Annotated in this window: 10 protein-coding genes and 1 tRNA gene; 4 read left to right on the top strand and 7 right to left on the bottom strand. The window is 65.8% G+C overall.

Annotated elements, in window-relative coordinates:
• The first annotated feature begins 19 nt into the window (after positions 1-19).
• Positions 20-1,300, top strand: a complete 1,281-nt coding sequence (serS, locus tag CXR29_RS15265; RefSeq protein WP_127365001.1) for a serine--tRNA ligase — start codon at positions 20-22, stop codon at positions 1,298-1,300.
• 109 nt (positions 1,301-1,409) lie between these two features.
• On the top strand, positions 1,410-2,282 hold the full coding sequence (locus tag CXR29_RS15260; RefSeq protein WP_241241492.1) for an HAD family hydrolase: 873 nt from the start codon (positions 1,410-1,412) through the stop codon (positions 2,280-2,282).
• Between the two features lie 68 nt (positions 2,283-2,350).
• On the opposite strand, the gene CXR29_RS15255 is transcribed toward CXR29_RS15260, so the two are convergent.
• The 6 genes from CXR29_RS15255 to ilvA form a co-directional block, all read right to left on the bottom strand.
• On the bottom strand, positions 2,351-3,193 hold the full coding sequence (locus CXR29_RS15255) for an HAD family hydrolase (protein WP_241241491.1): 843 nt from the start codon (positions 3,191-3,193) through the stop codon (positions 2,351-2,353).
• The gene (locus CXR29_RS15250; protein WP_127365000.1) at positions 3,190-3,759 is read right to left on the bottom strand and encodes a hypothetical protein; all 570 of its coding nucleotides are present in this window, start codon (positions 3,757-3,759) and stop codon (positions 3,190-3,192) included. Before CXR29_RS15250 ends, CXR29_RS15255 begins: the two co-directional genes overlap by 4 nt.
• Positions 3,756-4,343, bottom strand: coding sequence for a proteasome activator (locus CXR29_RS15245; RefSeq protein ID WP_277601924.1), 588 nt, complete (start codon positions 4,341-4,343; stop codon positions 3,756-3,758). Before CXR29_RS15245 ends, CXR29_RS15250 begins: the two co-directional genes overlap by 4 nt.
• A gap of 3 nt (positions 4,344-4,346) precedes the next feature.
• Positions 4,347-5,351 (bottom strand): NAD(P)H-quinone oxidoreductase, encoded by a 1,005-nt coding sequence (locus CXR29_RS15240; protein WP_101594935.1) that lies wholly within the window; start codon positions 5,349-5,351, stop codon positions 4,347-4,349.
• 65 nt (positions 5,352-5,416) lie between these two features.
• Complete coding sequence (locus CXR29_RS15235; RefSeq protein ID WP_101594936.1) at positions 5,417-7,135, bottom strand: carbon starvation CstA family protein; 1,719 nt, start codon at positions 7,133-7,135, stop codon at positions 5,417-5,419.
• A gap of 168 nt (positions 7,136-7,303) precedes the next feature.
• Entirely contained in the window at positions 7,304-8,575 is a 1,272-nt protein-coding gene (gene ilvA, locus CXR29_RS15230; RefSeq protein WP_164742895.1) for a threonine ammonia-lyase IlvA, read from the bottom strand.
• Positions 8,576-8,805: 230 nt separating this feature from the next.
• Between ilvA and CXR29_RS15225 the strand changes: the two genes are divergently transcribed.
• Complete coding sequence (locus tag CXR29_RS15225; RefSeq protein ID WP_127364998.1) at positions 8,806-11,436, top strand: maltokinase N-terminal cap-like domain-containing protein; 2,631 nt, start codon at positions 8,806-8,808, stop codon at positions 11,434-11,436.
• 200 nt (positions 11,437-11,636) lie between these two features.
• A tRNA-Ser gene (locus CXR29_RS15220) sits at positions 11,637-11,724 on the top strand.
• Between the two features lie 187 nt (positions 11,725-11,911).
• Here the strand turns inward: CXR29_RS15220 and CXR29_RS15215 are convergent.
• Positions 11,912-13,348 carry an APC family permease gene (locus CXR29_RS15215; protein ID WP_127364997.1) on the bottom strand — a complete coding sequence of 479 codons (1,437 nt, stop codon included), beginning with the start codon at positions 13,346-13,348 and terminating at the stop codon, positions 11,912-11,914.
• Positions 13,349-13,424: the final 76 nt, after the last annotated feature.

Raw genomic sequence — 13,424 nt, 5'->3', positions numbered from 1 at the left:
GGCCCGTTAAGCTGAGAGGGTGATCGATCTAGCGCTTCTCAGAGACAACCCGGCCCTGTTCAAGGCATCGCAGGAGGCTCGCGGGGCATCCGTCGAGCTCATCGACGAGGTCATCGCCGCCGATTCCGCTCGTCGTGCGGCCATCACCGCGTTCGAAGACGCACGTGCGGATCAGAAGTCCTTCTCCTCCCAGATCGCAAAAGCGCCGAAGGAAGACAAGCCGGCACTCATCGCCGAAGGCAAGGCGAAGTCCGAGACCGTGAAGTCGCTGTCGGCCGAGTCCGAAGAAGCCACGTTCGCCTTCGACCAGCTCGTGTCGAAGGTCCCGAACCTCATCATCGACGGCATCCCTGCCGGCGGCGAAGAGAACTTCGCGACGCTCAAGACCGTGGGCGAGCCCCGCGACTTCACCCCGGACGGCTTCGAACCGCTCGATCACCTCGAGATCGGTGAGAAACTCAAGGCCATCGACACCACCCGCGGCACGAAGGTCTCCGGTTCGCGTTTCCACTACCTCACCGGCTTCGGCGCGAAGCTGGAGATGGCGCTGCTCAACCTCGCGCGCGACGTCGCCGAGGAGGCCGGGTTCAACCCGACCATCACCCCGACCCTCGTCCGCCCCGAGGTCATGCGCGGCACCGGCTTCCTCGGCGAGCACGCCGATGAGGTCTACCGCCTCGAAGCCGACGATCTGTTCCTCGTCGGCACCTCCGAGGTGCCGCTGGCCGGCTACCACATGGACGAAATCATCGACCTGACCGACGGTCCGCTGCGCTACGCGGGCATCTCGTCGTGCTACCGCCGCGAGGCCGGCTCGTATGGCAAGGACACCCGCGGCATCATCCGCGTCCACCAGTTCCAGAAGGTCGAGATGTTCGCCTACGTCGAGGTCGAGAACGCCGAGGCCGAACACGAGCGGATGCTGTCGCTGCAGGAGAAGATGCTCGGCCTGTGCGAGCTGCCGTACCGAGTCATCGACACCGCCGCCGGCGACCTCGGCGATTCCGCCGCCCGCAAGTTCGACTGCGAGGCCTGGGTGCCGACCCAGGGCACCTACCGGGAGCTGACCTCGACGTCGAACTGCACGACCTTCCAGGCACGCCGACTGCACATCCGCGAACGCCACGACGGGGCGACCCGTCCGGTCGCCACCCTCAACGGCACCATGGCCAACACCCGCTGGTTGGTGCCGATCCTCGAAAATCATCAGCAGGCAGACGGTTCGGTCACGGTGCCCGAGGCACTGCGGCCCTACCTCGGCGGGATGACCGCGCAGGGACCGGAGGGACCGCGCTACTGAGGCCGGACCCGGTCACGGGGCACTGACCGTTTCGGGGGACTCAGCGGAACTCGGCTCTTCTCGGTTGGTTTCGGCCGCCTCGGCGCCGGGAAGAACGAAGACAAGAAGATTGACGCATACGTTGGGAGACACCTTGACCCCGCACCTCATCGCACTCGATGTCGACGGCACGATCGTCGGTTACGACGGATCTCTGTCGGAGTCGGTGAGGCAGGTGCTCGATCGGCTCGCCGAGGAGGGCCACCACCTTGTGATCTCCACCGGCCGTGCCCTGCCGGGCGCGCTCGAGGTCGTCCACGCGCTCGACCTCAAGCACGGTTTCGTCGTGTGCTCGAACGGATCCGTCGTCGTCCGCCTCGACCCGGAGCTGCCGCTGGGGTGGGAGCTGCACCATGTCGTGTCCTTCGATCCGAAGGATGCGCTCGAGCAGATGCACGCGGCACTGCCGACGGCGCTGTTCCTCGTCGAGGATCCGGACCTGCACCGGTGGGCGTCCGGAGCGTTCCCGGTCGGTGAGCTCGCCGAGTCCGACACGCTCGACATCGTCGACTTCGACGAGCTGCTGACCAAGCGGGCCACCCGCATCGTCATGCGCGAGGTCAACGGCACCGCCGAGGAGTTCGCGGCCGCAGTGGACTCGCTCGGACTGCATGAGGTCAGCTACTCGGTCGGCTGGAGCAACTGGCTCGACATCGCCCCCGACGGGGTCTCGAAGGCCAGCGGGCTGGAGATCGTGGCCGACGAGCTTGGGATCGAACATGCGCACACCGTGGGCGCCGGAGACGGACTCAACGACCTCGAGATGATCGAATGGGTCGAGCACGGAATCGTCATGGGCCAGTCGAAGGACGAACTCAAGGTGCTCGCGAGCGTGGTCACCGATTCGGTCGCCGACGACGGCCTGGCAGTGGCGTTGGTCGACTACTTCGGCATGGACACTGCACTTCTCGAAGCAGAGGGCACCACGAGCACCCGCCCCTAACTACTACCTGACGGCGGCCCAGCAACCTCGCGCGAGGTAGCTGGGCCGCCGTCACGTAGCAATAAGGACTAGTTGGGGCGGGCGTCCAGGACGGCGTCGAGGTAGCGGGCGACTCCGTCGTCGTCGACTTCGTCGGTGACCGCCGCGGCGATCGCCTTGACCGAACCCAGTGCATTGCCCATCGCGACTCCGTGCCCGGCCCACGACAGCATCTCGATGTCGTTGGGCATGTCCCCGAACGCCATCACCTGCGACCGCCCCACGCCGAGGTGGTCGCACAGGTCCTCAAGCGTCTTCGCCTTCGTGATCCCGAACGGGGCGAGTTCGACGAGCCCGTTGTCCGGCTCGGAGAACGAGGCATGGCAGGTGCCGTCGACGAGCGGATCGATGAGGTCGTGCATCGCCTGCGAATCGCTCGTGGCCAGACGCACCAGCACCTTGACGACGTCTTCGCCGGCGAGTTCGGAGACATCATCGACGATCCGGGCCTCTCGCGGCCGCCCGGTGACGAATTCCCGGTCGATGAAACCGCCGTTGAGGGTCTCGTAGGCGAACCGGGCCTCGGGATGGTCGACGCGGACAGCCGCGATGATCTCCGTCAGCGACTGTGCGTCGATGGTGTGGGCATCGACGATGGACTGAGAGGCGATGTCATAGACGACCGCTCCATTGAGGCACACGACCCGTCCGAGGTCGGGGATCTGCTCGGCGATCGGCGCCAACCACCGCATGGGCCGCCCGGTGACCAGAACGAAGGGGATTCCCGCGTCCTGGCAACGGTGGATCGCATCGATCGTGGCCGTCGAGATCGGCTTCCAGTTCAGCAGCAGAGTCCCGTCGATATCGCTGGCGACAAGGCCGAGGTCGAAGTCGTCGGGCGGCAGGATGTCGGGGCTGATCGGAGGTCTCATGATGCCTCCACCCTAGCGAGAATCTCCCGCGCCCGCCCCAGCAGCTCCTCGGCGTCCGTGATGAATCGAACCGTGGCCTCCGCACTCGAGTCGATCGACCGGCCCGTCGGCCCCTCCGACCGTGCCATCGACGCCGCGAGCACCGCCTCACCGACCTTCGACGAGGCCTTCGTCAGCAGCTCCGGCACGTCGCCGACGACCTGCCGGGTGGGCCCGGGCACCACCTGACCGGTGACGGGACAGCGGGCGTGGAGGGACGCGGTCAGGCCGTCGACGACATCGACGAGTGCGTTGAGCCGGTGGGTGCCGTCGACGATGACGTCGACCGGATCCGCCGCCGAGGCGGTTATGTCCTCGCCGTCGGATGTGTCCGCCGAGGCGGCTGACGAGGTGGTGCTGCCACCGGAGTCCCGTGCTTCGTGGAGGGCCACCGCAGTGGTGTAGTACCGGTCGACGGCGCGGATGAAGCGGTCACGGTTGTGCCGCCACAGACCGGTGCCGAACCGGTCATCGTCCCTGACCGCGGTCGTCGCCTTCTTGCGCAGACCGGAGAAGAAGCGCTTCACAGATAGTTTCCGGTGCCGGGGTCGTCGCGATCCGACTCCTTCTTCTCACCCGGCTGTCCCTCCGCCGGTGTCATTCCGGGAGGAACCATTCCCGGAGGCAGCTGACCGCGACCGGCCATCTGCTGGGCCATGGCCTGTTGAGCCGCGATCGCCGTCTGGATGCCGTGGAAGAGACCCTCTAACCAGCCGACGAGTTGGGCCTGAGCGATCCGCAGCTCCGACGTCGTCGGGGGACCGTCGGCCGAGTCGAAGGGCAGGTCGAGGCGTTCGAGCTCCTCGATGAGATCCTTCGACAGGCCCTCTTCGAGTTCGTCGATGGACCGACGGTGGATCTCGGCGAGACGTTCGCGTCCCTTCTCATCGAGCTCGGTGCCGCGGACCTCGTCGAGCAGCTGCTTGACCATGGTGCCGATGCGCATCACTTTCGCCGGCGACGAGACATCCGCCTGAGACTGTTGCGCCCGCGCCAGACCGGACTGCACACTGTCGGCGTTCGCCGCACCGTCTGTGTTCGCAGCATCCTCGGCGTGCATCTCACCCGCGGAGTTCCGGACGCCGTCGGCGGAGTCGGGAGTCTCACTCATCGGTCATGCACCTTCCTCATCGACGATGAGCAGAACCTTGCCGATGTTCGCCCCATCCTCGAGCGTCTGATGGGCACGGACAACATCGGTCAACGGCATGGCTTCATGGATGATGGGGCGGATGTCTCCTGAGATCACGGCCGGCCACAGCTGCTCGGCCACCTCGGCGACGATGGCGATCTTCTGGTCCTTCGGCCGCGCCCGCAGGGTCGTGGCGGACACGGTCTTGCGCGGCTGCATGAGCCAGCCGAGGTTGATCTCGGTCTTCGTCCCGCCCTGCATACCGATGATGACGAGACGGCCGTCGGTGCTCAGCGCCTTGATATTGCGCTCGAGGTACTTCGCGCCGATGATGTCGAGGATGACATCGGCGCCGGTCGACCCGTCGTCGCGGGTGCAGATCTCACGGACACGATCGACGAAGTCCTCGTCGCGGTAGTTGATGACGGCGTCGGCGCCGAGTTCACGGCAGAATTCGGCCTTCTTCTCGGAGCCGACGGTCACGACGATCTTCACGCCGAGGTGGCGCGCGATCTGGATGGCGGCCGTGCCGATTCCGGACCCGCCGCCGTGGACGAGCAGCCATTCGCCGGCCCGCACCTGCCCGCGGCCGACGATGTTCGACCAGACTGTCGACAGCACCTCGGGCAGGGCGGCCGCCTCGGTGAGGTCGAAGCCGTCGGGAACGGGAAGCAGCTGACCTGCGGGAACGGGCACGTATTCGGCGTAGCCGCCGCCGGAGAGCAGAGCCGCCACCCGGTCGCCGACGGACCAGCCGGTGACATCGGCGCCGAGCCTCTCGATCGTGCCGGAGACCTCGAGTCCGGGAATCTCGGTGGCCCCGGGTGGGGGATCGTAGAATCCGCGTCGCTGCAGCAGGTCGGCTCGATTGACCCCGGCGGCATGGACGCGGACGAGGACCTCATCGGCGGCGATGTCGGGAGTCGGTTCGTCGGTGACCTGCAGGACCTCGGGGTCACCGGGGGAGGAGATCGTGATAGCGCGCATGCGTCCACTCTAGTAGCTGGGCGCGCGAGAGGGCAGGGGCACCGGGGCGCGGGAGCCGTTCGTGCTCATCGCTGCTGCCCGGCGAGTTCTGCGTCGGCGCTGTCGGATTCCGGCGGCTCCTTCGCCGCGCGACGCATCGCCGCGATTCCTTCGATCGAGACGAGGACGCTCGAGCCGATGATGACGATGTCGATGGCCAGAAGCAGCCAGTCCGGGCCTGCCGGGTCGGCGAACGAGACGAGCTGTTCGATCGCCGCCCAGAACGAGAGGACGAAGACGAACGCCAGCGGGATCAGAGCGGGCCAGGGATTGCGGCGCTTGCGGATGAGGACGACGGCGATGATGATCAGCGTGAGCGCGGCCAGCAGCTGATTGGTGGTGCCGAACAGCGGCCAGATGCGCATGCCGCCCTCTCCGCTCATTCCCTGCGAGAAGGTCAGACCACCGCCGAGGACGAGCACCACGAGAGTGGCGGGGACCTTCGGCAGTCGGATTTTCATGTTTCCGCCGATCTCTTGGACGACGTAACGCATCAGCCGGACCACCGAATCGAGCGTGGTCGCGGCGAACAGCACCGCCATCGTCGCCAGGACGGTGGCGCTCAATCCTGCGGGCAGTCCGATCCCGGTCTCGAGGAGCATGCCGCCCCCTTCGACGAACGACTGGACCCCGGCATCGCCGAACTTGCTGTAGACCTCTTCCCAGTCGGCGACTGTGCGGTAGCCGCCGGCGATCGCGAGAATGGCTCCCAGCGCCAGCATTCCCTCTCCGACAGCGCCGAAGTATCCGACGAATCGTGCATCGGTCTCCGTGTTGAGCTGTTTGGAGGTGGTCCCGGACGCGATGACCCCATGGAAACCCGAGATGGCTCCGCAGGCGATCGTGACGAAGAGAAGGGGGAGGATGCTCGGCGTGCCCGCGGGCAGATCGGTGTTGATGGCGGGAGCGACCAGTCCGTGTCCTGTGCCGAAGAGCGCCGAGGTGATGACGGCACCGTAGAGGAGGATGAGGGCGATGAAGAGCTGGACGCCGTTGATGTAGTCGCGAGGCTGCAACAGCACCCAGACCGGCAGGACAGAAGCGATACCGCAGTAGACGAGCAGGACGATGATCCACAGGGCCGTGGGTTCGAGCCCGAGGAAAGAGTCCGGCATCGACACCGGGAACCGGTCGCCGAGGAGGATGAGCGAATAGAGAGCGGCGACACCGACGATGGTGACGGGGATGAGAGGCCACCGCAGCCTGTAGATCGCAACACCGACGAGCAGCGCCACGCCGATGGCACCCCAGGAAGGGATCACTGCAGAGGGCAGGGCCACGAGCAGGTCGGTGATGACCACGGAGAACGCGGCGATGACCATGAACCCGAGAATGAAGATGACCAGGAGGAAGAGCGCAGCTCCGCGTCTGCCGATGTAACGAGCCGACAGCGCCGCAATGGTCTGTCCCCTGTTCCTCGTCGAGGCCCACAGGGAGCCGAGGTCGTGCATTCCCGCGAAGAAGACCGTGCCGATCGTGACCCAGAGGAATGCGGGCAGCCATCCCCAGATCATTGCGATGGCGGGCCCCACGATGGGAGCGGCTCCTGCCACGGAGGTGAAGTGGTGGCCCCAGAGGACGAATCTGTTGGTGGGCACGTAGTCGACGTTGTCGCGCAGCTCATGCGCCGGCGTTGTGAATCGGCTGTCGAGCCGGTAGATCCGTTTCGACAGGAACTTCGAGTAGAACAGGTATCCGAATGCGAAGATCGCGATTCCCAGCAGGAGAAGCAGAACGGGACTCATCGTTGAATTCCTTTCGGAGACTGGGCGACATCAGCGTCCTCGCCCTTCTGCAGGCGAGTTGTGACCCGGTCAGGGGACGGTTCTTAGTAGAATCCTAACAAGCGTTCTCTGTTCTGAAATCCCTCATCGCCGCCGAGGGTAGGCGGTGTCGGCCCGCCGCCCGGTCCCTCAGGCGAAGAGGCGGAACATCGGCGAGTTCTGGTGCACGCGCTCGACCTCGATCGATGAGGCCTCCATCCGCTCGAGCAGATTCGGCAGGTCTTCGGCATAGCCGAGCTGGATACCGACGAACGCCGGTCCGGTCTCCCGGTCGGAGCGTTTGACGTACTCGAACATCGCGATATCGTCCTCGGGCCCGAGCACCTCGTTGAGGAACCGGCGCAGGGCGCCGGGCTCCTGCGGGAAGTCGACGATGAAGTAGTGCTTGAGTCCCTCGTGGACGAGCGAGCGTTCGAGGATCTCCGGGTAGCGGGAGATGTCATTGTTGCCGCCGGAGACCAGGCACACGACGGTCGATCCGGGTTCGATCGTGATCGGTTTGTCCGAATCCGGTCCGCCGATCCCGGCCGAGGCCAGAGCCCCGGAGGGTTCGGCGATGATTCCGTCGACCTGGTACATGTCGAGCATCTCGGTGGCCACTGCGCCCTCGGCGACGGGACGGATGTCGAGGCCGAGTTCGGCGATGACGTCGTAGGTGATGGCGCCGGCGCGACGCACGGCCGTGCCGTCGGCGAAGCGGTCGATGTTCTCCAAGGTCACGGGGTGGCCGGCCTTAAGCGCTGCGATCATCGAGGCGGCCCCGGCGGGTTCGGCGCCGATGATCTTCGTGTTCGGCATCCGTTCGGCCGCATAGGCGGCGATTCCCGCGAGCACGCCGCCGCCTCCGACAGGCACGATGATGTAGTCGGGATCGGTTTCGAGCTGAGCGTGGATCTCAGCGGCCACGGTGCCCTGGCCGGCGATCGTGCGCATGTCGTCGAAGGCCGAGACCAAGAGTGCCTGATTGCGTTCGGCGAACCGGTGGGCCAGCGCCGAGGCGTCATCGTAGGTGGAGCCGGCGATCTCGATCGTCACCTGCTCCCCGCCGAAGTGGCGGACTCGTTCGATCTTCTGCTTCGGCGTCGTCTTCGGAACGAAGATCGTGCCCTGGATGCCCAGTTCCCTGCAGGCGCGGGCGAAGCCCTGGGCATGGTTGCCCGCCGAGGCGCAGACGACACCGCGGGCGCGCTGGTCGGCATCGAGCTGGAGCATGAAGTTGAAGGCGCCGCGGATCTTGTAGGACCTGACCATCTGCAGGTCCTCGCGCTTGAGGTAGACCGTGGAACCGGTCGCGGTCGTCAACCGCTCGCAGATCTGAAGTGGCGACAGGATGACGGAATCGGAAATTCGCAGCGCAGCCGCCTCGACCTCGGCGGCGAGTGTGAGCTTCTGGGGAGTCATGTCTGTTTCAACCACCAGACTATTGTGCGCCCTTTGTCTTGCCATTTGGCAATTCGTATCAATATGAGGTCTGTTGCTCGGTCATTGAGAACCCGCCCCGTGCGCGCCCCGCGCCCACCGGAACCCCGTGATTCGGCTCCCGACTTCGGGGTTTCGGGTGCGCCCTGGACCGCGAATACCCCATATCATGATTGGATGGAGGATGCCCGTAATCCCTTCTAGGAGACGTCATGGCCATCAGCAGTGAGCTCGAACAACTGTTAGCCAGCTGGATACCCCGACAGCCGTGGTTCCCCAAGCTCGCAGCAGATTTCGGGACCGACCCCGACATCACCCCCATGTCGGTGGCCCGTGCGTTCAGTTACACCGCCGAGGAGCTCGGTGGCTTTGCGGGCCTCGTGACCGTCATCTCCGTCGGCGACGGCCCCACCCTGCGTCGCCTCAACATCCCCCTGACCCTGCGCGGTGCCGAGGACATGCACCTGCGCCACGCCCTCATCGGCCGCATCGACGACCTCGCGCTCGGCACCGTCTACGTCTACGACGGCGCAGCCGACCCCGTCTTCGTCAACCTCATGGCCGACGCGATCACAAAGCGCAAGGTCTTCGACGGCGGGCAGCTGTCCACCGAATCCCTGCGCCACAGCCAGGAGAAGACCGAGGCCCGGGACCGTGCGCCGATGCCGTTCCCGGTGACCGCGAACGGGGAAGCCGCCTCGGCGAATGGATCGACGAACACCGCCGCCGAGGCGGTCCCGCCGAAGCCGTCGATCGGTGACCTCACGGTGGGGGCGGAGGACGTCATGCCCGTCGAGATCCGCCCGATCGAGGTCTCGGACTCCGGCCAACACAAATCGACCGTCATCATCCATGACGAATACGAGCCGATGGAGCTCTCGTTCTTCCGCGTCCTCGAGAACGGAATGCCGTCATCGCTGACGATCCCCGTCCTCCTCACCGAGGCGGGTTCGCGCAGCGTGCCCGAGGTCATCGGCTGGGGCTCGGGCCGCTGGTACGACATGTTCGAGGTCCAGGAGATGGAGGCGCCGATGGCGCTGCTCTCCCACGTCGATGTCGATGCCGAACCTGCATGGCGCGAGGCCGTGAACACGGTGTGCGCCGTCGACTCCGGTTCGATCGGGGCCTACAACGCCCACGCAGCGGAGATGGGGCGGCGCATCGGCGAACTCCACACGGACATGGCCGCCGAGTTCGGTGTCGTCGAGGGCGCCGGCGAACCGACGAAGCAGCTGGTGCAGAAGTGGGTCGAACGCATCGACTGGGCGCTGGGTCGGGCGCCCCTGGCCTTGGATTCGCTGGTCCCGGAGCTGCGAGGCCACCGTGCCCGGCTGCAGGGACTCGAGACCATCGGCACCCTGCAGAAGATCCACGGCGAGCTGACGCTCGATCATGTGGTCAGCTCGTCGACCGATGGCTACTCGGTCGTGAAGTTCACGGACTCGACGGACTCGGACCCCAAGCCGGCCGCCTTCGACCTCGTGGCTCTGCTGCGCAGCATCGACTACGCCGCCGGATTCGCTCGTCTGCAGCGCACCGATGCGCTCGACTCCGAGGACGGCTCGTTGGTCGTCAGCGGCTTCGGCAATGATCCGGGAGCGCTTCGCAAGATCTTCGACTCGCCCGAATACCTGTGGGCCTCGCAGGTGCAGAACTCGCTGCTGTCCGGATATTCGAGGGCACGTGGCGACAGCATCGGGCTGAGCGATCCGGTGCTGCGGGCGGCACTGGTCGACCGACTTCTCGTCGAGGTCGTTACCGAGTTGCGCAATCGCCCGAACTGGCTGTCCGTGCCGCTGGCCACGCTCACCCTCGTGCTCAAGGGCAAGCCGTCCCGCACCGAGGAGGCCGCAGAGACTCGTCCCAGCTGGGCCGATTCCGGCGAGACCGAGTCCGAGGCAGCCGAGGGCTCAGCTGCATCCGGCGACGCAGCCGGTGCTGCTGGTGCCGACGGCGGCGTTGCTGGCGGTGCGGCCGGTGCTGCTGACAGTGCTGCCGGCGTTGCTGCCGGTGATGAGGGATCGGACGCGGAGACTGAGTCGAGCGAGTCGTTCGCCGTGGCTCCACCTGCCGACGAGTCGACCGCTGCCGATTCGGAATCTGTCGGCTCGGCACCCCGCGGAACCTCCGGCGCCGTCGCGGCCGCGATCGCCAGCTCGGATACCGATGACTCGGACTCCGAGAACCCGGAAGCTGAGGGCTCCGACTCCGGAGAGTCGGGCTCCGAAGAGCCAGGTACAGCGAGCGGTACTGACGAACCTGTTGCGACAAGCGCAGCGGACGAAGCAGCCACGGCAGAGCCTGAAGCCGGCGTCCCCGAAGCCGGCGTCCCCGAAGCCGATGAAGTCGAAGTCGCCGATACTGCGGAGAACACCGTAGACGCTGTCGCGGATTCCGGCATCGACGATGTCGAGGACTCCACCGTGGTCCCGCCCCAGGACGATGCACCCGAAGCAGCTCCGGCTGACGACGACGAATTCGTCGACGAGGAGGAACCGGAAGCTCCGGTCCGACGAGTCCCGGCCTCCTTTGCGGCGCGCGGCGCCACCTCGGAGGATGCCGACAGCACCGGACACGAATCGCAGCCGGCCAAGCCGAAGGACGCACCGAAGCTCGGTCACACATGGAGCGAGCGTTCGCAGAACTCCGGCAGCGACCGCGGAACATTCGGTGAGCAGGTCTCCGACCGGCCGGACACGAGCCGTGATGATGCCGCGGCTCGGCCGGTCGAATCATCGGACAAGTCCGGCGACGATTCGAAGCCTGCCGGCGGATCCGTCTTCGATGATCTCCTCGGTACCGAACGCAAGCGGAACCGGATGAAGAAGCGCAAGAAGGACTGACCGCCTCCGCGGACCCGTTGCCTCGATGCCGGGCGTAGCCCGAGCCGGTGAAGTCCGTTCGCAGTCCGAGCCGGTGAGGTCCGTGCGCGAAACGGCCAATTGGCAGATGCTGTTGCGGTTGTGAGAAACTATGGTGGCTCGGCCTCGCGTCGAGCAGGCCGGGTTCGCTCCATCTCTGTCACAGGCATGGAAGAACCGAGGGAAGCGTGTCCGAGCGGCCGAAGGAGACGGTCTTGAAAACCGTTGTGCGGCAACCCCGCACCGTGGGTTCGAATCCCACCGCTTCCGCCCAGTGAAGAGCCCCCGAACTCATCGCCAAGAGCGAAGAGTTCGGGGGCTTTCACATTCCCGCCATTCGGCCGCGCCAGCACCCGCGGCTTCGAAATTCATACGCCCTGATCAAGATCACCGCATATGAATTTTGAGGCCGCTCATGCACACCATCCGGCCGATAGTGCGCGCCGGTGCCGCCGCCTCAGTCGCGGACCGGCGCTTCCGGTTCGGGGCCGCTGGAACCAGCGTGTGTCCCAGCGCCGTCGTCGGCCTCCGGCACCTCGGGTTCGGACATCTCGGCATCGGCCTCGGGGTCGTCGAAACTGCGCACCGAACGTTTGAACCCGCGGGTGAGCACGGCCAGGTAGACAATGCCGATCGCCAGCCACACCAGGCCGCCGATGAGTGCGGTCCCGTGCAGGCTCGCCCACAGGATTCCTGTGAGGATCGCACCGATCCCCGGCATGACGACGAAGCTGAACGCCGACTTGAAGTCCTTGACCTGCCTGGTCCGGAACGCATAGTGAGCGATGACCGTGAGGTTGACGAAGGTGAAGGCGATGAGCGCACCGAAGTTGATGAGCGCGGAGATGAGCTCGAGGCTGAACGACATCGCCAGCAGGCACACCGCACCCACGAGCACGATGTTGAACACCGGGGTGTGCGTCTTCGGGTTGATGTATCCGAAAGCCGTGCGCGGCAGCACGCCGTTGCGGCCCATGACGAGCATCATTCGTGACACCGACGCGTGCGAGGCCAGCCCCGAAGCGACGGTCGCGGCGAATGCCGCTGCCACGAAGAACAGCTGGAACACGTGGCCGCCGGTGATCATGCCGATCTCCGGCAGCGGATCGTCGACGATGGTGAACTGCGAATTGTCTGGGAAGAGCAGCTGTGTGAAGTAGCCGGCGACGAGGAAGATGAGGCCGCCCGCGAGAACGGTGAGCATGATCGCCTTCGGCATCAGGCTGACATGCTTGGCTTCATTCGTGTACATCGTCACGGCATCGAAGCCGATGAACGAGAAGCACACGACGGTCGCACCGGTGAGAACCGCGCCGAGGTGGACGCCCTCATGGATGAACGGCTCCGGACTGAACACCACTCCGGCCCCTTCGCCGGCGTTGAGCTGCATGACGGCGAGCACGCAGAACGTGGCGACGAGCACGACTGCGAAGACGAGGAGGACGCCGTTGATGTTCGCCGTTCCCCGCATCGAGGACAGGACGATGCCGGTCGTGACGATCGTATAGACGATGACCCACACCCACGGGGGCGCATCGGGGACCATCGACTCCATATAGAGGCGGATGATGAGGCAGTTGACCATCGGCAGCAGCAGATAGTCCAGCAGGGAGGTCCACCCGACGAGGAAGCCGAGCCCCGGTGACATCGTCTCCCGCGTATAGGTGTAGGCCGACCCCGCGGTCGGGAAGATCCTGACCATCTTGCCGTAGCTGAAGGCCGTGAAGATCATGACGATGAGCGCCACGAGGTACGCCGCCGGAACTGCTCCGTTCGTCTGTTCGGAGACGATTCCGAAGGTGTCGAAGACGACCGTCGGCGTCATATAGCCGAGTCCGAGTCCGACGATGGACCACAGTCCGAGGTTGCGCTTCAGTGAGCCAGAGGCAGCCATATCTATCCTCCCCGATGGGTCTTGCCGCCCACCGGGCCGTCGACGTTGCCATCGATGACCGGCCCGGAAGTGATGT

This window comes from Brevibacterium linens, assembly GCF_003999335.1.
GTDB lineage: Bacteria > Actinomycetota > Actinomycetes > Actinomycetales > Brevibacteriaceae > Brevibacterium > Brevibacterium linens.
Note: the sequence above shows the minus strand (reverse complement) of the source record. Positions and strands in the feature narration are given on the sequence as shown.

Excerpts from the sequence above, each read along its gene's own strand:
- CXR29_RS15255 (WP_241241491.1), bottom strand. The coding sequence starts at position 3,193 with ATGAGACCTCCGATCAGCCCCGACATCCTGCCGCCCGACGACTTCGAC.
- CXR29_RS15245 (WP_277601924.1), bottom strand. The coding sequence starts at position 4,343 with ATGAGTGAGACTCCCGACTCCGCCGACGGCGTCCGGAACTCCGCGGGT.
- CXR29_RS15240 (WP_101594935.1), bottom strand. The coding sequence starts at position 5,351 with ATGCGCGCTATCACGATCTCCTCCCCCGGTGACCCCGAGGTCCTGCAG.
- CXR29_RS15235 (WP_101594936.1), bottom strand. The coding sequence starts at position 7,135 with ATGAGTCCCGTTCTGCTTCTCCTGCTGGGAATCGCGATCTTCGCATTC.
- ilvA (WP_164742895.1), bottom strand. The coding sequence starts at position 8,575 with ATGACTCCCCAGAAGCTCACACTCGCCGCCGAGGTCGAGGCGGCTGCG.
- CXR29_RS15225 (WP_127364998.1), top strand. The coding sequence starts at position 8,806 with ATGGCCATCAGCAGTGAGCTCGAACAACTGTTAGCCAGCTGGATACCC.
- CXR29_RS15215 (WP_127364997.1), bottom strand. The coding sequence starts at position 13,348 with ATGGCTGCCTCTGGCTCACTGAAGCGCAACCTCGGACTGTGGTCCATC.